This is a genomic window from Metasolibacillus meyeri, assembly GCF_003049505.1.
Lineage (GTDB): Bacteria > Bacillota > Bacilli > Bacillales_A > Planococcaceae > Metasolibacillus > Metasolibacillus meyeri.
This window is the reverse complement of sequence record NZ_PYWN01000073.1, coordinates 1-21,790: the sequence shown is the minus strand read 5'-3', so window position 1 is coordinate 21,790 and position 21,790 is coordinate 1. Positions and strand designations below refer to the sequence as shown.

Here is a 21,790-nt window from a genome sequence, read left to right as displayed (position 1 = left end):
GATATATAATAATTGATACGGCTTAGAAATACAAGTTTTAGGTAAAAAGATGTTAATAGATAGGGTATCTTCACCTATTTTTATTAATGGAAAAATTTGTTTTAATACATATAAGGAAGGTGAGGGAAATCAATGGTATTTGTAAAACTAAATTGTCCGAATTGTAATGGCAAGCTGAAATATAAGGAGGGACAAACGATTAAGTGCCCTTACTGTGAGACGGAGTTATTATTAAAAGAAAATAAAGTTTATTATATTAACCAGACGATTAACAATTATTATGGAGAAGCGCGTCCAAAGCCAAATTTAAAGGCGTTGCTGTTGATTCCATTTGTGATTATTTTTGCATTTTTAGCCTATTTTATTTTTGGAGATGTGAAACAAGAAAATCATAGTCGCGTGCAAGTGGATGCTCGGACCATGCCTGAAAGTGAAGCGCTTCTGTTCTTTTTAAAGGATATTTTTAATAAAGGTGAGGCGCTACCAACGGAAGAGGAAATTGCCACAATTCGCTATTTCTTTGCTCGAAAATCGGAGGATCAATGGCATTTTGATTATAGCTTCGATGATCCATTTTCGAATGAACAAGCTGAAATATTCAGTTATACGTTAATGGATAAGCTCTTAAATAAAGAAAGAATTGACCAGAGGGACTTTGAAGCTTTTGTGGGATTAACGAAGCTGAAGTTAGATAATGAATATGATATTCAGCAAAGTGACCAAATAAGTTTTCCTCATCTAAAAAGCTATTCAAGTGCTTTCAATGAATCATTTGTCAAAGTGGCTAATGGTATAGCAGATAAGGAAAAAATTGTTGAGCTTTCTACACAAATTCGCAATAATCAAGAGCTTGCTTTATTGCTAGATTTTCCAAATTTGCAGTCGCTAGAAATTACATATGTTAATGAGGCGGTGACGGATTTCCATTTATTGAATCAGTTAAAGTTAAAATCCTTTGCAATTCATTATGTGGATGATTTGACATGGTTATCATCCCTTACTAATTTACAGACATTAAAAATCATTTATACGGATGCGACGGATTTTAGCTCGTTGTATGCGTTAAGTCAATTGCGTGAGCTGAGCGTGGAGCATGCAAAAAATTTAAAAACACTCGATTTCCTACAAAGTATGCCGAATTTACAAGCATTACATTTAAATGCTACGTATATTACAAATTTAGAGCCAATTCGAAATAAACAATCTTTAACGAAGCTCAGCTTAGAAAGTGTTTTCGAACTGGATTCACTTGAAGTGTTAGCAAGTTTGCCTTCTATAATTGAGCTAAAAGTGAAGGGTTATTACAATGGCACTGTGCCAACCATTATTGCACCGAATTTAAAGAAGGCAGAGTTAGATGAGGATTTTGTTGCAAAGTTACAAGCACCAGCTTTAGAAAGTTTATCCGTTTATCTTGGAGCGGTTTTCGACATAAAGCAGTTGTTAAAATTTCCACAGTTAGAGCAATTTGTGGCGTTTAAAGGCGAGGGATTAATCAATATTCCTACTTTCAATCAATTGTCTAGCTTGCAAACTTTATATTTAAATGACACATATTTTTTTGATGAAACAAACGAATTATTTAGTTTACAATATGTCAAAACGTTAAGCTGTATAAAGTGTTCACTCAATTTTATAGGTCAAAAAGCATTTACGAATAACGTGCTAGAACATTTAACCTTGAATAAGGTATCCTTTGAAATAAATCATGGCGATTGGTTGAACGATGCTAACAAAATGGTACCTTATTTCGCTGATATGGTAGCATTACGTTCCTTTACAATGCAAGATAGTTCCCTGCAATCGTTAAGCTTTATGGAAAAGTGGCAGCAAATTGAGGTACTGCATTTAGAAAATAACGCAATTAATAATGTTGAACCATTGCTGAGGCTAGCAAATTTGCGAAAGCTATACATTCTAGGGAATCCGGTGCAAAATAAATCGGTGTTAGATAAAGGTGTAGTCATTTACTAAGGTTGTCCTTTTGGGGCAGCCTTTTTACATAGTATAAAAAACTCTTCGCATAGTGAATCGTGGTATTGAGTAAAAGGTTGAAAATGTAATTAACGATAAAGAAATTGACTCTATCATCTTTTTTGATAAGGAAATACCGATTGAGGAGTGAAAAGGAGAAAGAAGACATGCCTCTATCTACATCCTATCAAAAACTGAATTATAAGTCTATTAATGAATAGAGTGCTATGTGATAATAAATTTGCGCAAATACTTCATAACGTTATGACAAATTGAGAGGTAAGTATGAAGCAAAATATTTATGACAATATTGACTTTTTTGAGCAATATAAAGCATTGAGAGCACAGGAAAATAATTATAATAATCTGTTGGAGAAGCCTAACTTTTTCAAGCTTGTGCCAAATGTAAAGGATAAAATAATATTGGACATTGGCTGTGGGATGGGTGATTTTGCGGCAATCTGCATTAAGCAAGGCGCAAAGCATGTAACGGGTATTGATATTTCCGCTAATATGATTGCTATGGCTAGAAGCCTCCACGCAAATGAAAATTTAAGTTTTGAGCAGGTGGCATTTGAGGATGTTGCCGTGCCTGCTGCGTCTATTGATTTTATTAGCAGTTCATTGGCATTCCATTATATCGCTGAATTTTCACCGCTTATTGAAAAAATTAGCCTGACACTATGTAGCGGTGGTATCTTGCTATTTTCGATTCAGCATCCAATTGTGACAGCAAGCAAGAATCAAAAGGGTTGGTGCTTAGATAAGGGGAAAAATCTAGTGCACTATGCTGTCGATGATTACCAGAGTGAGGGCTTACGCAAATTACATTGGTTTGTTGAGGGTGTTGAGATGTATCATCATACATTCTCTACGATAGTAAATACATTAATTGAGCATGGACTACAAATTGAAAAAATAATTGAGCCCAAGCCGACGGAGGAAGCAATAAGCCAATTACCTAAAATTCAAAAAGAACTACGTCGCCCATCATTTTTAATTGTGAGAGCGAGGAAGGCGTAATATTCTTGACGATATACTTTTTGTATATAGAGAGTAGATAGTTCACAATAAAATGATTATGCGGTAAAGTTGATTATGCGAAATATGGAAAAGGAGTTGGAAAAATGTTTGTACGCTATAAAAAATTTTATTTGATGTTTGCACTACTAACGCTAACTTTCGTTTTGGTAGGCTGTGGGGCAAAGAATAGTGAGAATAAAGAGGATGCATCTGAATCCAATTATCCCGCAGAAGTTAAGGAAAATCCAATTGTGACAATTACGATGGACAATGATGAAAAAATCATTATTGAATTAGAACCTACTGTAGCGCCGAATACAGTGGCGAACTTTGTTCATTTGATAGAACAAGGCTTTTATGATGGTTTGATTTTTCACCGAGTGATTCCAGGCTTTATGATTCAAGGTGGTGACCCACTAGGTAATGGTACAGGTGGACCTGACTATAAAATTGAAGGCGAGTTTCTAGCAAATGACTTTGAAAATGATTTAGCGCATGAACGTGGCGTTATTTCGATGGCACGTTCAGCACCTCCAAATTCTGCAGGATCACAATTTTTCATTATGGTAGAGGAAGCATCCTATCTTGATACTCAATATGCTGCTTTTGGAAAAGTAATTGAGGGGATGGAAGTAGTGGATGCAATCGTTGCTGTTGAACATGATGCTTCAGACAAGCCAATCGAAGATCAAAAAATGAAAAAGGTAGAGGTTGATACAAAAGGCTTCAAGTATCCAGAGCCGAAAGTAATTAAATAATGGATTTAACTTGATTCAGCAATGTTTACTGCGCGGAAGCAGAGCGACAGCGGCAGAAGTCCCCCCACTTCTTCTATAAAAGGGGGATGAATGCAAGAAAAGCCCAAGCTATTTGACGAAACGTCGTCATAGCTTGGGCTTTTGTGTTAATGAGCTAATGTTGCAACGATTTCGGCGATAATGACTTGATTTGAAATAATTGGCGATTCACCGTTGCTTTTTACCTCACGAGAATGTAATTTTTTAAAGGAATCAGAGGCTCTCCACGTTTGGAAATTTTCTAAGCTTGTCCAATACATCATGACATTCATTTCGTCATGCTCGCCATTTTGCGTACAAACGCTCACCTCAACCTTTTGAAAGCCTTCGAAATCTAGCAGCTCCTTCTCAGAAATAAAGGCAGGAGCCATTTTATGCCCCATCCCCTTTTTAACAATAAAACGATTTGATACTGTATACATTATATGTCCTCCTCTAAATGAGAGTGATAATCAATTGTTGGTGAATACTATTTATAATAACAGTGCAACCTATAAAATTCTAGTTATATTGCTAGTTTTTTAAGCATGAAGTAGAAATTTTTTGTACTCCATTACTAATTGACAATGATAATCAATAACTATAGAATGAGAGGCGTAAAGCTAGAGAAGGAGTTGTTGATATGATTGCAGTAATTTATTATGCCTATGGTGCACCGAAGTCAATTGATGATGTACAGCCATATTTCAACCATATTTTAAATGGGAGACCAGTACCACCTCAGATGCTTGAAGGCATTGAAGAAGCATTTAAAAAATCAGGCTTCCCTGATTTTATTCGTTCTTCCACTGAGCGTATTGCCAATGCATTGCAAACGACTTTAAACAGTAAATTAGATAAGGAAATTCGCTTATACAATGCTTATAAGCATACAGCCCCATTTGTGGAGGATGTGTATAATGAAGCTGTGCAAGCGGGTGCAGGAACCATTGTGACGCTTTCGGTTAATCCGATTTTATCTGTCAGTGGTGGAGGCGCAGTACATACGGAGGTAGCGGAGCTTGTGAAAGGGAGCAATATTCGTCATATAGCCATTGATAATTGGCATTTAGATGAAGGTATTATTAATGTTTATGCCGAGCGTGTTCGTCGAGCATTTAATTGGCTACCTGTTGAAGCACAAAAATCAGCCTATGTACTTTTTACAGCACATAGTCAACCAATTGTTCCAGAGCGAAGTGAGTTTTACGCGAAGCAATTCGAGGAGCTTGCTGCTGCGATTGCAAAAAAAGCAAATATCGAGAGATTCCAACCTGTTTACCGTTCGGGTAAATCCGAAGGTTGGTTAGCGCCGAATGTGAAGGACGCAATGAAAAGCTTACAAGCTGAAGGGGCAGAAGGCTTTGTCACATGTGAATTATTAAGTGTTAGCGCTGATGTGGAATCATATAGTGAAATTAATGAAGAATGTCGAAAACTAGCAACAGAGCTAAATGTTAGCTTTGCAACTTCTGAATTTTTAGGTGATAGCTTTGATACAGTAATGGCGTTGACGGCATTAATTGAAAAACATATTCAAGCAATTTAAGCTTAAAGTCCGAGAGGTTTCTCGGGCTTTATTTTATTTTTGAGAATAAATCGGAGTTCCAGCGATGTTATAAGTAAAGGCCTTTATTTTGTAAGAAAGGATGTTTGTATGAGAATTACAAGTGACAACTTTATTAAGCATTTGAAGAAAAAAAGAGAAGAAGCACTGCAATATGTGATAGATGAATATATCGGCATTGTCAAAGCGATTATTTACAATGCTTTAAAATCTTATAATGATCCCCAAAGTATCGAGGAATGTATTAGTGATACATTTTTAGGAGCCTATGAAAATGCGAGGCAATTTGAAGGTAATCAAGAGGATTTTAGAAAATGGCTTTGTACAATCGCCAAATTTCAAGCAATTAGTAAGCAACGAAAACTAGCAAAATCAGCATTATTTTATGAAATAAATGAGGATAGTGACACGGTGAAGTCCGCTGAAGAGGAATATTTCTTAAAGGCATCTACAGAGGAGCTCTTAAAAATGATGAGTCAGTTAGAGCAATTAGATCGCGATATCTTTACAATGAAATACTTTTTAAATATGAAAAACGAGGAAATTGCGAAGCATTGTGGTTTGACGAAGGCGGCTATTGACAATCGCTTATATCGAGGCAAAAAGCGATTAAAACAAATGCATTTAGGAGGAAGTGTGACATGAAAAAGCTATATCAGCAATTCAATCATTTAAATATTGATATGGATTTGGAGCCTATGGAAGTGAGTGTACATGAAAAAGAGCGTATTCAAAAAAGGATTTTCAAGGCTAAAAAGAAAAAATATTTCACAAAATATATGGCGACTGCTGCTACATTTTTACTTGCTACAGGCATTACAGTTGGCTATGCATTCCCGGCTTTCGCTACTAATATTCCGATTATAGGCAATGTATTTTCTTTATTTGTTGATAATGACAAGTATATATTTGATAACTATGGACAGCATTCAACGGCTATGGGTATGAGCCAGGAAAGTAACGGTGTTGAAGTAACGATTACGAATGCAGTTTATGACACCGAAAATATTACGATTGCCTATACAATTAAAAGTGACAAGGATTTAGGGGAGAGACCTGCTATACAAGAATCAGTAGTAGTTGATGAATTTAAGGAAATATATGAGTACAGTGGCTATGACAGAAATTATATTGTGCAAAAATTAAATGATACAGAATATGCGGTAATTTATGTTTATCAGTTAATTGAAGGCACAAAGCCAGAGCAAGTGCATGTGAAATTCCAAGGAGATGAAATTAGAGATTTAAACAATGTGAATAATGTAGTAGCGGGGGACTGGTCTTTTGAATTTACATTAGAGACATTAGAGAGTGAATCACAAATATTTCAGAAGGATAGCTTAAAAATAGAAGCTGAAGGTGTCGAAGTAGCTGTGCTGAAATCAACAAAAACACCGATTGCCACGACATTCTATATGTCAGAGCTAGTCGATGAGGCATTATTGGCACAGGAATATGACAAAGTACGACTCGCATCAATTGAATACAGAGTAACGGATGATGTAGGGAATCATTATAATTTTATTCACCATAGAGGAACAAGTCATAGTACGGACTTTGGTGAATTCCATATGAATTATCCACGTATTACATTACCAGCTTTTGATGAAAAAGCAACATCGATTACGATAACGCCGATAGTTGGTGTGTATAAAGTAAAAAATGATGCAATTGAGGGTGAAGTAGTGCCAGTAAAAGAATCCTTTGAAATTGCGCCTATTCAAATTCCTGTGAAGTGACATATTAAACAAGTCGACTCTTTTGAGAGTGGACTTGTTTTTTACGTGATGATAAAAAATATTGAGTCAAATTAAAATCTTCGTCGTCTAAGTAATCAAAAGGGAGGTGACAGGTTGTTTCAATTAGAGATGCATTACGAAATACATAGTGAGCAAATTTATCAGTTTCTATATTTCATCACCTTTGATGTGCAGCTAGCAGAGGATTTGATGCAGGAAACATTTATTCGAGCGTATGAGGCAAGGCATTCGTATCGTGAAGATGCCAATGTTTTAACATGGCTTCGGACGATTGCACGCAACATTGCCTACGACCATTTTAAACGTAGAAAGAGAATTCGCTTTTTGAGGCTAGAGGAAAATATAATGATTGAGCTTTCAGCAGAGCAGCTTGTTCATATCGAAGAGGAGAAAAGGGAGCTGTATCAAGCAATTGCATCCTTAAAGTTAAATTACCGAATGGCGATTGTGTTACGGAAAATCGAAGGCTTGTCGATTAAAGAGGCAGCGGAAATTTTAGGTTGGAATGAAGCGAAAGTGAAAAATAATACGGAGCGCGGCATGCTTGCGTTGAAAAAGGCGATGGGAGGAGATTTACATGGATAGAGAGTTACTGCAATTGCAAGCACCAGTAAGAACGAAGGTAGGCAAGCAAACATCTTTACAAGCAATTCAAGCAAGCATCCGCCAGCAACAGAAACGACAAAAGAAGCAATATTATAGCGTCTTAGTTGCTGCAATTTTGCTTGTAAGTATTTTATCGGCTTCCTTTTTAAATGGAACATCTAATACGACGAATAATATGGCAGCGCAAGCAGGAACGATTGAAAAAGGCTATATCGTGCAACATCGCGCTACTGAGTTGTCTTATATGATGCAGTGGTATTATTTCCAAAAGAAAGAGATTAGCAAGCAAAACTTAGCTATGTTGGAGTCGTATCTTCCACAATTGCCTGAAGAGGGAGCTTCAATAAACAAGGAAAGTATAACGGTTTTGCCAGAGAAACAGCTCCTGTTGAAAATGTCTGATGGGCGGCTAGTACAAGTGGCGATATTTCCATATGAGGAACAGCAATTAATGTTTGTTGATGCACACACAAGGCAGACCATTGTGCTTTCAATTGAGGAAGCGCAAGAAGTAAGTGAGATAATAGGGCACACAGATTCATTAAATTTCTTTGTTAAATTGTTATTGCTACTCGTTATTGGTGTGATAGGGATGAAGGGAACTTATTATTTTTATCGTAGCAAAGGGGAGCCTAAGCGAGAGCGAGCAAAAATAACCTATTTTTTATCAGGCTTTTGCGTATATGTGTTATGGACGTTTATTAATGGCATTAGCTATTATTATTTTGGTGCGATAAATGGTTTATTTGTTGCGACAGCGTGGACATTATTATTTTTAGGAAAATTATTAATCGATTATTATAAGGGCAAATTCAATTATTCTATTTTGGCTATCGTGCCATTTTTTGTGATGATTCTTGCGATGATATTTGTGTATTGTATGTAGGGCATGTCTTGTTGACACGCCCTTGTTTTAGTTGTCCTCCAACTCTACCTCAATCCGCCCTATACCATCTAAATATTGCTCAAAGCTAGAAATCACGATAGTAACAGGATTAACGAGTTCCTTTTCCACATGGCTTTGATCAAAAGATTGTACAAATTGCTGTGGATTTAGCCAATTGGAAGAAGAATAGTACGTATCACCTTGTGCATCAATCAAATAATAAGAAATATCTTTATAGCCATTTTGCTGAGCTGCTTCCATTGTATATTCAATTTCATAATGGTTTTTAAGCGTTACCTCCATAGGGAGCGAGCTGGGCTTACTTAACATTTGCCTTTTCTCAAAGTCGACCATAATTGTTGCATCTGCTTTAGCAATTGCCTCGATTTTATTAAATTCAATTGTTAAGCTTTTCGGTATACGGAAATAATTGCTTTCTAACATGATGTTAAATTGTTCGTCTAAGCTACCGTACATGGTGAAGCCGTTGCGGATTTTCCCCCACTCCTCCTTATTTTCATCATATAAACGTATATCTTCGAACGATAGGATTTTCTTTGTATTTGATACATCAAGCGACATTTTTAGCTGTGAGCGAATTGGTGAAATAATTAGCTCATGTATAGTGAAATGCTGTCCATCTACAGTAATTTGCTGATTGATTGGATAATACTTTGATTTTTTGATTTCATTTTTTAAGGTAAACGGTATTGTAAATGTAGTTGCTTGCGAATCGTCTAATACAAGTGTTAGCTCAAAATTCGGTGAGGAATAGTCTAAAGCTGTATGCGCAGAGATTTGCACGCTATTTTCAATCTCATACGTATTTTCAGGCTGTATCCACCAATCCCCAACTACGCTTCCTTGTATCATTTCATTATTTTGGGTTACTTCGGGCCTTATTCCATGTAAGTCAAATAAATCTGTAGTGGATTGTAGTTTATAGGAAATAATCATGCCATATTCATCTGCTACAACATTCGTAATCGTTAATGTTTTATCATAAACGGTCTGACTATTATTTATTTCCTCTACATATTCATTTAAAACAATATCTTCTATCCCTTTATCTAAGACAATCATCTTAACGAGCGGATTCAAAGTTGGAATTTGCGAAATTGCATAAGCAAATGAAGGAGAGAAGCGAATGAATCCAATAAATAATAGCATTAAGCATGCAGCTGCTAATGTTGTTTGGACAAGGAGCTTCTTTCGGCGTTTTTGCTTTTTATAGCGTTCAAAAGCAAGGAGCTGTGCATTGTTCTGCAATGTATCCATTGGTACTTCCTGCAACAATTTTTCGTACTTTTGTTGATTAAATTCTATCATGATGTCCCCTCCTCACTTAACAATTGGCGGAGCTTTTTCAATGTTTTATGTAATCGTGATTTCACTGTGCCTTCAGGAATATTTTGTGCGACTGCGATATCGCCATTTTTTAAGTCTTGAAAGTATTTCAAATGAATAAGCTCCTGCTGTTCAATTGGTAGCTTTGTAATCGCATCGTTTAGCTCAAAAAGTTGTGTCATTTGTTGCGGCTCGTCCATAGGAATATCCGTTAATAGAACATGCTTTTGCTGGCGTTGCATCATAAGGCAAGTATTAATCGTGATTCGTACAAGCCATGTTTTAAAATATTGTGCCTCTCGCACTTTGTGAATATTTTTTAAGCATTGAAAGGTCATTTCTTGTAACGCATCATTGGCGTCATGTTCATTACGCATATAGCTGTAAGCGATGCGGTACATGGGCTCTTTATATAGCTGAAGAAGCTGAAGTTGTGCAGGTATATCACCGCGAATTGCCCGATTGGCAAGCTCAATTTCATCCATTTTTTATGCCTCCTTTACTGATTAGATGCACAGGCGGTGTCTTTCGTTCATTTTTTCGGTGTTTAACTTAATTTTAACCTTCATTGTTTACAGTGTATCGAAATTGAAATGAAAAAAGCCATTATTGATAGTGAACTAGCAGTAAGCTTACTCTTTAGCCGAGTCTGCGAATAGTGATCTCCATGGAATACAGCTAACTGATAAGGCATGGGCATTGCGACAGCCTTGTTAGCAGTACAACAACTTTTACATGGCATCCCTTATGGGTAATAATACCATAATTTACCTAACCTCCAACCGTGGAATTCTTTATCATTTGTTAAATAGCAAACTTCCCCTATATTGTATTTTCAGTCTATGTCAAAGTAAGTTTCCACCCCTCGGAAAAATCAAATGAATTTGACCAATTAAGCAGAAATGAAACAGGAAATGCGGTTAATATTTACTCGACACTAGTGATCGTAAGCACATAATTTATAATTTGTTTATTTTCTCGATATCAGCAGTTTAGAAATGAGCGTTATGCTTAAAGTAACAAAAATGAAATGGAGATGGATACAATGAATAATAAATTTAAAATGATGACAGTAGCAGTAGCGAGTTCAATCGCATTATTAACAGCAGGTTACGGTGTTACAAATGTACATGCTACCAAGGATTCAGTGGCTGTTCAACAAGTCGTTAAACAGAAGGATCGTGTAACATTTGGACAAATGGAAGCGAGAATTTTAGGAAGTACACATTGGCAGGGAACACGTGTATATGACGCTAAGGGTCATGATTTAACAGAGGAAAATATGAACTTTATCGGTCTTGCGAAGTATGATTATAGAACGGGCCATTATGAATTTTTTGATGCGAAAACAGGCGAAACACGTGGTGATCGAGGTACTTTCTTTGTTACAAATGATGGGAAAAAACGCATTCTAATTTCAGAGACGATGAATTACCAAGCTGTAGTTGATTTAACAGAGCTATCAAAGAATATTTTCACATATAAACGTATGGGGAAAGATAAAGAGGGCAATGATGTTGAAGTTTTTGTAGAGCACAAGCCATATAAAGAAGACTTGGAGTTTACAACAGATGCAGCTATATCAACTGCAACTACAGGAGTTATTGTACGCTCAATAGATGGTGATGTCATATTAGGTTCGACATTGTGGAACGGGACAAAAGTTTTTGATGAGCAAGGCAATGATGTGACAGCGTATAACCAAAATTTTCTAAGTATCGCGAAATTTGACCAGAAAACAAGTAAGTATGAGTTCTTCAATATAGAAACGGGCGAAAGCCGTGGTGACTATGGTTATTTTGATGTACTAAACAGAAATAAAATTCGTGCGCATGTTTCGATTGGTACCAATAAATATGGAGCAACATTAGAATTAACGGAAGTAAATACGAATCGCTTCACCTATAAGCGTATAGGGAAAAATATGAATGGTGGAGATGTTGTTATTTTTGTTGAGCATGAACCATATACAGGCGACTATAAACCTAATTTTAGTTTCTAATAAAAATTCCATAATGCTGTAGAGAGAGTTAGGCACTAGCCTACTTTCTCTACAGCTATATGTGTTTTAACGTATTATAAAGGATTTAGCTAACTTTTAAAGAAAAGTATGAATAAAGAGTTTTTTATTGACTCCGAAAGCCTATTTTGTAAGGAGAGAGCACATGACAATTAAACGTAGATTTTTAATTTCATATATTGGAGGAATTTTTATTGCAAGTGCCTCTCTTTTGGTGATTATTTGCATTTTGTTTTATGTAACAACAGGTACTGTTCCAACACCCAATACGTTGTATCAAGAGATGGCAAAGCAACGTTCCTTAAGCGCAGATGAGGAGCTTGCCTATATAGAATTGCGTAATGTTGCGAAAACAGACCCTGATAAAATTATCTATGTTGAGCAGGATTTAGCGTATAATATTCAGCATTTTGAATCGAAATCATTAGGTGTTGTTATTCGCAAAGATGAGGATATTGTCTATTATTCTGAAGGATTAGTAGAGAAATCACTTATTGCCCATTTTCCACAGTTTGATGCAAATAATCTAGAAACGAAGGGGACAATCCAAAATGTTGGTCGTCTGTATCGCTATATTAAATTTGATTTTTATTTTAGCGACCAAACGAAAGGTAGTCTTCTCATTTTAAAAAAGGAAAATAATTTATTAGAATTTATGACAAAATGGGGCATTGTCATTATTTTGGCCATCGTATGTATTTCGGTAGCAGGTGTTGCGTTTATGAACTATTTGCTGAAAAAATCTATTATTTCACCACTGGAAAGCTTAGGCACAGTGATGGCAGAGCTAAAAGAAGGAGAACTTTTTGCAACGCCTATAGAAAAAATGGAGCATACTGCTAAAGAGATTCAGCAGTTAACAATGAATTTTGAAAATATGCGTGATGCTTTAATTGCATCCATTAAGGAACAGCGCAATTTAGAAAATAATCGTAAGGAACTTATCGCAAGCATTTCACATGATTTAAAAACACCGATTACCTCTATTATTGGCTATGTAGAAGGATTGCAGGAAGGTGTCGCGGATACCCCACAGAAGCAGGAAAAGTATTTGCAAACGATTCATGCGAAAGCACTTGCTTTAAACCATTTGATTGAGGAACTATTTTTATATTCTAAGCTTGATGCCGAAGCAATTACCTTCCACTACGAGCGTATTAATCTTGTGTCGTTTTTACAGCATGTTGTTGAAGAGCTACAATTAATAGATAGACAAGTATCGATTCAGATGCAAACAACGAAAGAGCCCTTGTATGTTGCAATTGATCGTATGCAAATGAATCGTGCTATTATGAATTTAATTGAAAATAGCATGAAATTTAAAAAGGGCGATGAGCCACTAACCATCTTATTGGATGTATACAAAGACGGGGCATATGTCGTACTACGCATAGTTGATAATGGACAAGGTATTCCAAAAGAACAACTTCCGTATGTATTCGATCGTTTTTATCGAGGGGAAGAGGCACGTACAACAGATACAGGTGGCAGTGGCTTAGGCCTAGCAATTGTCCAGCAAATTATTGAGAAACATGGTGGCAATGTAGACATTCAAAGTGAGCAAATGATGGGGACAATTGTTAGTATTGCATTAGAGGAGGCGAAGTAATGGGAAGGTCACGTGTTTTATTAATTGAGGATGACCGAAGTATTGCAGAGCTACAAAAAGATTATTTAGAAATTAATCAAATTGATGCAGAAATTGTGAGAGATGGCTTGGAAGGTGTTAGACGTGCAGTAAATGAACCTTTTGATTTAATCGTTATCGACATTATGTTACCGTCATTAGACGGTTTTGAGGTTTGTCGGCGAATTCGAGAGAAGAAAAATATTCCGCTAATGATTGTGTCCGCCAAAAAGGAAGATATTGATAAAATACGCGGTCTCGGTTTAGGGGCGGATGACTATATGACAAAACCATTTAGCCCAAGTGAGTTAGTTGCAAGAGTGCAGGCACATATTAAACGTTATCATATGCTGACAGGGGTGAATCAAGAGCAAGATATACTTGAGATTAATGGCATTGTTGTTGATAAGGCGGCTCGTAAAGCGTTTATACTGGGCAAAGAATTGATTTTTCCAACAAAAGAATTGGATTTGCTTATATTTTTTATGGAGCATCCGAACCGTGTTTGGACGAAGGAGCAATTGTTCAGGCAAGTATGGGGGATGGATGACTTAGATGGCGATGTCTTTACAGTCGTTGTTCATGTAGGGCGTGTTCGAGAGAAATTAAAAAAAGGGAAATTGTCTGAACTGCCAATTGAAACAATTTGGGGGAGCGGCTATCGCTTTAACACATGAATAGGCTTAGGCATGTTAGAATTTATCTAACATGTCTTTTCGCTAGCTAAGGAGTATATATATGGAACCGATCATTCAACTAGGTAACAAAAAAGTGTATCCAATTATTTATAAGCCAACGCCCAATTCACGTGACAGCATCAATTGCTTTTTACTGGAGGATGCCTATAGCTTAACGTTAATCGATGCAGGTATCGAGCAACCGCACTATAAGCACTTTTTTAGGGAGCAACTTGCGGCCTATGGCTTTCAAATGCATGATATTTCACAAATTTTATTAACGCATCACCATAATGATCATACAGGGATAGTCAATGATATTGTGGCATGTAAAAATATCCCTGTATACGCAAGTGACAAGGCTATTCCACGCCTGCGTTTTGATACAAACTTTTTGCATTATAAAATTATTTTTTTCGAGCAATTGTATGAAGCATATAATGTATTACATAGGGAAGCGGCTACTCAACGTATTGCCAAACTCAATTCAACTTATCAGCAGCATGAACAATTGAAAATACAGGCAGATATACTTCCATTGCAGCAATCACAGAAGCTGGGTGATTTATGTATTCATTATTTCCCGGGTCATTCACCAGACTCCATTGCTTTTTATGATGAAGCAACAAAATGGTTATTTGCGGGTGACGTTATTTTTGCTAATAGTATACCAAATGCACTAGTGGATTTTGATGAACAAGGGGAGCTGTTACCAACGGTGCGGCAGCAACAGCAATCCTTTCATGCTTTGCAAAGCTTTGAGCTATCGCATGTCTTTGCAGGTCATCAGCCAAGTTTTACTAATACCAAGGAAGTAATAGAGCAGAGCCTGAAACGCATGGAGCTGAAGTGGCAACGTATAGAGCGAGTGTTGCAACAAGGCGAGTTAACAGGTCAACAATTAGCGCAGGCGGTATATGGGGCAAAGCTAGATCAAGCATTTATTTTTGTGATGTCAGATATTATTGGCTATACGCATTATGGAGAAATGCAAAATAAAATTACCATTAATAAAGAAAACCCAGTTTGGCTATTTAATAATAAGGGGAGATAAATTATGCGAACAATAACAGACCATATTGGGAGACAAGTGCTATGTTCATCTGAACCTAAGCGTATTATTTCCATTTGCCCTGCCATTACAGAAACATTATTTGCTTTAGGCGCAGAGGAACAGCTCGTTGGGCGTACGAAATATTGCATTTTTCCAAAGGGGCAAATAGAGAAATTAACGGCTGTTGGTGGGACGAAGCAAGTAGATGTCGATGTCATTAAGCAGTTACAGCCTGACTTAATACTGGCGGAGAAAGAGGAAAATACAGAGGAAATTGTGAAGCAGCTAGAACAAATTGCGCCCGTTTTTGTGGCGGAGGTGCAGTCGATTGAAGATGGCTATCGCTTTATCGACACGTTAGGTATGCTAACAAATAGACATGACAAAGCGACAGAACTGGTAGGAGCAAGCAGAGCAGGCTTTGCTTCCTTAGCACAGCAAAACCGAGGGCGCGCAGCTTATGTTATTTGGCGTAAACCGTATATGGTCGTAGGGGCAACGACGTATATCAATGATGTGTTAGCCCGTCTCGGCTTTGATAATCCATTGGCACGAGCAGAAGGGCGTTATCCGAGTGTGTCAAAAGAGCAATTTCAAGAGGCACAGCTTGATGTACTCTTCCTTGCATCAGAGCCGTTTCCTTATAGCGAGAAATATCTCGCTGAATTTCAAGCGTTTTTACCGAATACAAAAATTGTGTTAGTAGATGGTGAAATGTTTTGGTACGGTGCCAAAATGGTTGAGGCTACAGCTTATTTTACAGAGCTTGTGAAGCAGTTATAGAGGCTAGTACAGATAGGAAAATCAAATATCAAAACGGGGTAGATTATTGTGCATTCACAAATAACAACAATTGTTACGATTTTCATGACGGCAGGTGTACTAAACCTTTATTTAAGCTTGCATGTATTAATTAAGCGTCATCATTATACAAAAATTATTTATTTGTTCATGGTCTACACAGCTTTGATTGCTGTTTATTGCTTTGCTGCAGGCTTTGGTTTACTCGCTACTTCTTTAGATGAGGTTAAGGTTTGGACTTTTTTTCAATACTTTGGTATAGCGGTAACGCCTTCACTGGGATTGCTTCTTATTGTACAATACTTGGGATTTCACATAACAAAGAAAGTTTTTATGGCAGTTTTAGCGATTCCAATTATTACGCTGTTTATGGTAGCAACAAACGATTTTCATCATCTTCATTATAAAGTATTTGAGTTTGATGCTACTTTAGGTAAGCCTTATATCCATCAGGAAATCGGAATATGGTATTCCGTTCATGGTGCTTTTATCTTTGCTAGTATGTTAATAGCCTTTTTCCTATTGCTTTTTCGTTGGAAAGAAACGGATAAAATATACCGCCCACAACTAATAGCATTAATGGGAAGTCAACTGATTCCAATGACGGCAGCGCTTGTATATTCACTTGGTCTAACACCTAAAGGATTTGACCCTGTGCCGGCAGTATTAGTCGTTTCGTCTTCCTTATTTTTATGGGCGATTCGTTCATCGAGCCTGTTTCGCAATATGCCTGTTGCGAAAGAGAGGATTTTTAACAGCATTAACGATGGCGTTGTTGTGTTAGATAATCAGCATCGACTTATTGAGTTCAATCAGGCGTATAGCCAGATGTTTCCTAAACTCAAAAGGTCTATGTTAGGGATGCGCTATCAGGAGGTTTGGAATTTACTAATGGCAACACCGATGCCTTATACATTAGATGCAACGGCTATAAGCCAAGAGATATGGCTAGCAGAAGCAGGACGCACTTATCAAGTCCGCTTATCTGCATTGCAGCAGGCAAATCACCAAAATGGTTTAGTTCTTATTTTTAATGATATTACTGAATTAAAAGATTTGCAGCTAAAGCTAGAGCGTTTAGCTTATTATGATGAACTGACACAAATCTATAATCGCAGAGCTTTTTTTGATAAATGTATGCAAATGTATGAAGCGGCAAAGGAGCAAAATAAACATTTTACAGTGATGTTGATGGATATTGACTATTTTAAAAAGGTAAATGATACATATGGCCATGCAGTAGGTGACCTAGTGTTGGCACATGTTGCACAAGTTTGTAAATCTCAACTAACAGACAAGGCATTATTTGCACGTTATGGTGGGGAAGAATTTGTTCTAGCTTTATCTAATTGTTCTATAGTAGATGCAGAGGAGCTCGCAAATCAAATACGCCAAGCTGTAGAGAGCACACCATTAGTAGCAGATGATTTAATAGTGGGTACTACAATTAGTGTAGGTGTAGCTGAAGCGACAATAGAATTAGAGGAAACGCTGTACCAGCTATTAAATGCGGCAGATAAAGCATTGTATAATGCAAAGCACAATGGTCGAAATTGTGTCTATCAAGCACCAACAAAATAAGCTGTGCCATTATTTGCTTTATTAATGAACAACTAGACTCGAAAAGTAAGGATAACTCTCGTATTGCTAGTATATATTTTAATCATGGCGAAATTGTGATACACTGCTATAAGGTAATAATTGATACAGGAAGATAGTGCATCTATCTTTCTGCAAATCTTAATATATAAAATGAGGAAGGTCGAAATGAGTAACAGACATACACAATCAGATGTTATCTTAATTGGTGCCGGAATAATGAGTGCTACTTTAGGGTCAATCCTTAAAGAATTAGCGCCAGATTGGAAAATTACAATGTTTGAGCAGCTTGAAAAAGCGGGTGAGGAAAGCTCTCACGAATTAAATAATGCAGGGACAGGACATGCTGCATTATGTGAGCTGAACTACACTTCTGAAAAATCAGATGGTTCAATCGATATTAGTAAAGCCATTAATGTAAATGAGCAATTCCAAGTTTCAATGCAGTACTGGTCATATTTAGTACAAAATAAGCTAATCGAAAATCCACAAGATTTCATTATGCCATTACCTCATATGAGTATGGTGCAGGGCGCAGATAACGTAAAGTTTTTGAAAAAGCGCTTTGAAACAATGATTCAAAATCCATTATTTAAAGGGATGGAGTTTTCTGATAATCCAGAAACGCTAAAAGAATGGATTCCGCTTATTATGAATGAGCGTCAGTCTGCGGAGCCAATTGCAGCGACGAAAATTGATACAGGTACGGACGTAAACTTTGGTGCTTTAACACGCATGATTGTTAAAAACCTAGAAAATCAAGGTGTAGAAGTAAACTACAAGCATAGCGTACATGATATCAACCGTATGAAGGATGGTTCATGGGAAGTAAAAGTCCATGATAAAGACGGCTGTCGCATGGAATACCATAAAGCAAAATTCGTCTTCCTTGGTGCAGGTGGCGGTAGCTTAGAGCTGTTGCAAAAAACAGGTATCCCTGAAGGTAAGCATATTGGTGGATTCCCAATTAGTGGATTATTTTTACAGTGTACGAATGAAGAAATTATTAACCAACATCATGCGAAAGTATACGGTAAGGCAGCAGTTGGTGCGCCTCCGATGTCTGTACCTCATTTAGATACACGCTACATTGAGGGGAAAAAATCATTATTATTTGGTCCGTTTGCAGGCTTCTCACCGAAGTTCTTAAAAACAGGCTCCAATATGGACTTATTCGCATCGATTAAGTCACATAATATTTTAACGTTACTTGCATGTGGTGCGAAGGAAATGTCTTTAACGAAATATTTAATTCAACAGCTGTTATTATCAAAAGAGCAACGTATGGAAGAATTGCAAGATTTCATTCCTAATGCAAAATCAGAGGATTGGGAAGTAACTGTCGCTGGTCAACGTGTACAAGTAATTAAAGACACAGAAGGCGGCAAAGGAACGCTACAATTCGGTACGGAAGTTGTTAGTGCAGAGGACGGCTCAATTGCGGCATTATTAGGCGCATCTCCGGGTGCCTCAACAGCAGTTCCTGTTATGTTGGAGGTAATTAAACGTTGTTTCCCACAAGAGTTGAAAAAATGGGAGCCAAAAATTAAAGAAATGATTCCATCATATGGTCAAAAATTAATGGACAACCCAGCACTGTTAGAGGAAATTCACGCTTCCACAGCAGAGGCATTACAGTTTAATAAATAAGAAAACGGCTTAGGAAATTAGCTTTTCCTAAGCGTTTTTTATCTTTATTCAGCAATTACTGTAAGCAAAGCAACAGCAACAAATGTTTATTGTGCGAAAGCGAAGCGTCAGCAACAAGCCCAGAAAATTTCTACCACAACAGATAGCGGGATGAATGCTTAAGTAGGTATTCATTAATGGATGTTCGAACGCGTGCTAAAAAAGAGAAATTCGGTCTAAAAATGCTATGTGTGCAACGGCCGAGTGACCCAAATCACATTGGTTCAATGCTTCTAGAAGATGCCCTATTTAGGTGCTCGCTTGAAAATCTACATTGTAGTTGATTAAAAAGTAAGAGAAAAAATATTTGAGTTATGGGAAATTATGCAAGGAATTTATTAGATAATTGTAGTAGTATGAATAAATAGGACTTTCCTAGCGAATCAATTATTTTGAATATAGTTGATTAGACTGGATTTTTCTATATCAATGGGTATTTTTCGTTGAATAAAAATAATTATAGAGGGTTTATAGTTGTATATGAAAAATAGAAATATAAAAATTATAATGGCTATTTCAATCATACTGCTTCTTTTTTTTACAACAGCAAATGTTGCTAGTTCCTATATGAAAGTAAAGAAAACCGTGGAAGAATCCATCATTAATCAAAGTCTTACAATCGGTAAATCAATCGCTAATTCTATTGATATGAGCATATATAAAAGATTTTTAAGGAACCCAGAAAAAAATAATGACTATTGGACAATAAGAAATTATTTAAGCGATGCTAAAAATAAAACGGGTGCTTTATATATTTATACAATTAAAATTGATAATCCAAATGTCGCTAGAGCAATGGTTGTTGGACAGCCAGCGATGGAAGGACAGGATAATGATTTTCCTATTGGTGAGATTTGTTTAATACCTCAAAAGTTTGTAAGAGAGGCATACTATCATAATACATCCTTTGTGACAGATATTGTAGAGGATTCGAAGTATGGTACTTATTTAACTGTAGGAGTCCCGATTACAGATGAAGATGATATAGTAGTTGGTTATTTAGGTATTGATTTAAGTACAAGTTCTTTAGACAATATTAAAAAAGATGTGATAAAAAATAATCTGTTGTTGTTTATCTTTAATGGTGTGTTAATTATTATTACAATTACTTCATTTTTCTTAATACAACGATGGTATCAAAAGGAGCTGGCAAAGGAAGTTGATGATACAGAAGATACGTATCAAACAGAGATAAAAGCATTAATCACATCTGTTTCTTCCTTAAGACATGATTTTACAAATCATATTCAAGTGCTACACGGCTTTTTACAGTTAGGTGAAACAGAGCAAGCCAAGCAGTATGCGGAAGCTTTAAGCAAAGAGGTACAGACATTGGAGTCGATTAAATTAGATGTCGATCACCCGGGTCTAACCATCTTATTACAAACAAAGAAACTTGCTGCGCAAAATAACCAGATAGACATGAGTTTCACTGTCTCACAAAGCACTTTTGAGCATATGAAAACAATAGATTTAATTAAAATATTATCAAATCTTATTGATAATGCGATTGATGCAACAACTATTTTACCAGAGGAAAAACGGAAAATTACTGTTAACTGTACAGTTGATTTTAAAAAATACGTTTTCCAAATAATAAATACGGGACCAGCACTTTCGCCAAATGTACCGGTTTTTGAGCAAGGTTATTCTACGAAGCAAGAAGAAAAAGGAAAAGTACATGGACAAGGATTATTTATTGTAAAAAGCATTGTTGAAAAATATGGTGGGCAAATTGCACTGTACTCTATAAACGAATTAGAAACAGTAGCATATGTGGAAATACCATTCAAATTTTAGCTGGACGAAGCTGTCTAGAAAGTAAGTCGGAGCACTGCTTTTTAGACAGCTGTTTTTTTGAGGAATGCTTTATTCCAAAAAAAGTGTACGCTCTTTTAAAGTTTTGAAAACACTCGGTGGTATCAATAAAATGTAATGGTGTGGTTAGATGGATTTTTAAGAATCCTCCATAGTATGTACTTTTGTTTTGGGATTATGAAAGTCACTCTAAGTGGGCATACTACTTCATAAGGGATAGGGATGGCTTACGCCGCTTCCTATTGAATATGAAGAAGGAGGAGAACAATGCCACAAGTAGAAGTGAACTGTACAGTTTCCAATTGTTTCTTTCATGCCGAGGGTGATTTGTGTAGTGCAGAGCGAATTCAAGTCGATATGAACCATCGTGAAAATCAAACAGAGTTTGCAGGAGATTTTGATTTCCAGAATGCCCGTGAGCAAGCACGTCATTCATTTGAGACGTGTTGCAAAACATTCAAACCTAAAAATGTATAGCATGGAATCAAGCGCCTTAATATTAAGTGCGCTTGATTTTAACTTGATTCAGCAAATCTTCTCCTGTCGCGAAAGTGTAACGTCAGCGA

The 21,790-nt window shown here is 36.6% G+C and carries 20 protein-coding genes; 17 read left to right on the top strand and 3 right to left on the bottom strand.

Annotated features, from left to right (window positions below; translation table 11 throughout):
* Positions 1–132: 132 nt before the first annotated feature.
* From C9J34_RS11500 to C9J34_RS11490, 3 genes are all read left to right on the top strand, one after another.
* Positions 133–1,974 (top strand): leucine-rich repeat domain-containing protein, encoded by a 1,842-nt coding sequence (locus tag C9J34_RS11500; protein WP_107840017.1) that lies wholly within the window; start codon positions 133–135, stop codon positions 1,972–1,974.
* A 285-nt stretch (positions 1,975–2,259) separates the two neighbouring features.
* Entirely contained in the window at positions 2,260–2,997 is a 738-nt protein-coding gene (locus tag C9J34_RS11495; protein ID WP_107840016.1) for a class I SAM-dependent methyltransferase, read from the top strand.
* A 104-nt stretch (positions 2,998–3,101) separates the two neighbouring features.
* Positions 3,102–3,755: a peptidylprolyl isomerase gene (locus C9J34_RS11490; RefSeq protein ID WP_107840015.1), complete on the top strand. Its 654-nt coding sequence runs from the start codon at positions 3,102–3,104 to the stop codon at positions 3,753–3,755.
* 146 nt (positions 3,756–3,901) lie between these two features.
* Here the strand turns inward: C9J34_RS11490 and C9J34_RS11485 are convergent, their stop codons facing one another.
* Positions 3,902–4,216: an antibiotic biosynthesis monooxygenase gene (locus C9J34_RS11485; protein WP_107840014.1), complete on the bottom strand. Its 315-nt coding sequence runs from the start codon at positions 4,214–4,216 to the stop codon at positions 3,902–3,904.
* A 200-nt stretch (positions 4,217–4,416) separates the two neighbouring features.
* Here C9J34_RS11485 and C9J34_RS11480 point away from each other — a divergent pair, with 200 nt between their 5' ends.
* The 5 genes from C9J34_RS11480 (at position 4,417) to C9J34_RS11460 (ending at position 8,592) form a co-directional block, all read left to right on the top strand.
* Positions 4,417–5,322 carry a ferrochelatase gene (locus C9J34_RS11480; RefSeq protein ID WP_107840013.1) on the top strand — a complete coding sequence of 302 codons (906 nt, stop codon included), beginning with the start codon at positions 4,417–4,419 and terminating at the stop codon, positions 5,320–5,322.
* Between the two features lie 108 nt (positions 5,323–5,430).
* Positions 5,431–5,985, top strand: a complete 555-nt coding sequence (locus C9J34_RS11475; protein WP_107840012.1) for a sigma-70 family RNA polymerase sigma factor — start codon at positions 5,431–5,433, stop codon at positions 5,983–5,985.
* Entirely contained in the window at positions 5,982–7,079 is a 1,098-nt protein-coding gene (locus C9J34_RS11470) for a DUF4179 domain-containing protein (RefSeq protein WP_107840011.1), read from the top strand. Before C9J34_RS11475 ends, C9J34_RS11470 begins: the two co-directional genes overlap by 4 nt.
* A gap of 114 nt (positions 7,080–7,193) precedes the next feature.
* The gene (locus C9J34_RS11465; RefSeq protein ID WP_107840010.1) at positions 7,194–7,685 is read left to right on the top strand and encodes an RNA polymerase sigma factor; all 492 of its coding nucleotides are present in this window, start codon (positions 7,194–7,196) and stop codon (positions 7,683–7,685) included.
* Positions 7,678–8,592 carry a hypothetical protein gene (locus C9J34_RS11460; protein ID WP_107840009.1) on the top strand — a complete coding sequence of 305 codons (915 nt, stop codon included), beginning with the start codon at positions 7,678–7,680 and terminating at the stop codon, positions 8,590–8,592. The genes C9J34_RS11465 and C9J34_RS11460 overlap by 8 nt, the downstream gene beginning before the upstream one ends.
* Before the next feature lie 27 nt (positions 8,593–8,619).
* Here C9J34_RS11460 and C9J34_RS11455 read toward each other — a convergent pair whose 3' ends face one another.
* Positions 8,620–9,921, bottom strand: a complete 1,302-nt coding sequence (locus C9J34_RS11455; RefSeq protein ID WP_107840008.1) for a DUF4179 domain-containing protein — start codon at positions 9,919–9,921, stop codon at positions 8,620–8,622.
* Complete coding sequence (locus C9J34_RS11450; RefSeq protein ID WP_107840007.1) at positions 9,918–10,424, bottom strand: sigma-70 family RNA polymerase sigma factor; 507 nt, start codon at positions 10,422–10,424, stop codon at positions 9,918–9,920. Before C9J34_RS11450 ends, C9J34_RS11455 begins: the two co-directional genes overlap by 4 nt.
* Before the next feature lie 560 nt (positions 10,425–10,984).
* On the opposite strand from C9J34_RS11450, the gene C9J34_RS11445 reads away from it, so the two are divergent.
* The 9 genes from C9J34_RS11445 (at position 10,985) to C9J34_RS11405 (ending at position 21,701) form a co-directional block, all read left to right on the top strand.
* Positions 10,985–11,941: a DUF4822 domain-containing protein gene (locus C9J34_RS11445; protein WP_107840006.1), complete on the top strand. Its 957-nt coding sequence runs from the start codon at positions 10,985–10,987 to the stop codon at positions 11,939–11,941.
* A gap of 163 nt (positions 11,942–12,104) precedes the next feature.
* Positions 12,105–13,568, top strand: a complete 1,464-nt coding sequence (locus C9J34_RS11440) for a sensor histidine kinase (RefSeq protein ID WP_107840005.1) — start codon at positions 12,105–12,107, stop codon at positions 13,566–13,568.
* Complete coding sequence (locus tag C9J34_RS11435) at positions 13,568–14,263, top strand: response regulator transcription factor (RefSeq protein WP_107840004.1); 696 nt, start codon at positions 13,568–13,570, stop codon at positions 14,261–14,263. The genes C9J34_RS11440 and C9J34_RS11435 overlap by 1 nt, the downstream gene beginning before the upstream one ends.
* Before the next feature lie 61 nt (positions 14,264–14,324).
* Positions 14,325–15,317 (top strand): MBL fold metallo-hydrolase, encoded by a 993-nt coding sequence (locus C9J34_RS11430; RefSeq protein WP_107840003.1) that lies wholly within the window; start codon positions 14,325–14,327, stop codon positions 15,315–15,317.
* A 3-nt stretch (positions 15,318–15,320) separates the two neighbouring features.
* Entirely contained in the window at positions 15,321–16,100 is a 780-nt protein-coding gene (locus C9J34_RS11425; protein WP_193768977.1) for an ABC transporter substrate-binding protein, read from the top strand.
* Between the two features lie 48 nt (positions 16,101–16,148).
* Positions 16,149–17,699, top strand: coding sequence for a histidine kinase N-terminal 7TM domain-containing diguanylate cyclase (locus C9J34_RS11420; RefSeq protein ID WP_107840001.1), 1,551 nt, complete (start codon positions 16,149–16,151; stop codon positions 17,697–17,699).
* 156 nt (positions 17,700–17,855) lie between these two features.
* Positions 17,856–19,367, top strand: a complete 1,512-nt coding sequence (locus C9J34_RS11415; protein ID WP_274523360.1) for a malate:quinone oxidoreductase — start codon at positions 17,856–17,858, stop codon at positions 19,365–19,367.
* Between the two features lie 519 nt (positions 19,368–19,886).
* Positions 19,887–21,206 (top strand): Spo0B domain-containing protein, encoded by a 1,320-nt coding sequence (locus C9J34_RS11410; protein ID WP_107840025.1) that lies wholly within the window; start codon positions 19,887–19,889, stop codon positions 21,204–21,206.
* 285 nt (positions 21,207–21,491) lie between these two features.
* Positions 21,492–21,701: a DUF1540 domain-containing protein gene (locus tag C9J34_RS11405; RefSeq protein ID WP_107840000.1), complete on the top strand. Its 210-nt coding sequence runs from the start codon at positions 21,492–21,494 to the stop codon at positions 21,699–21,701.
* Positions 21,702–21,790 lie beyond the last annotated feature (89 nt).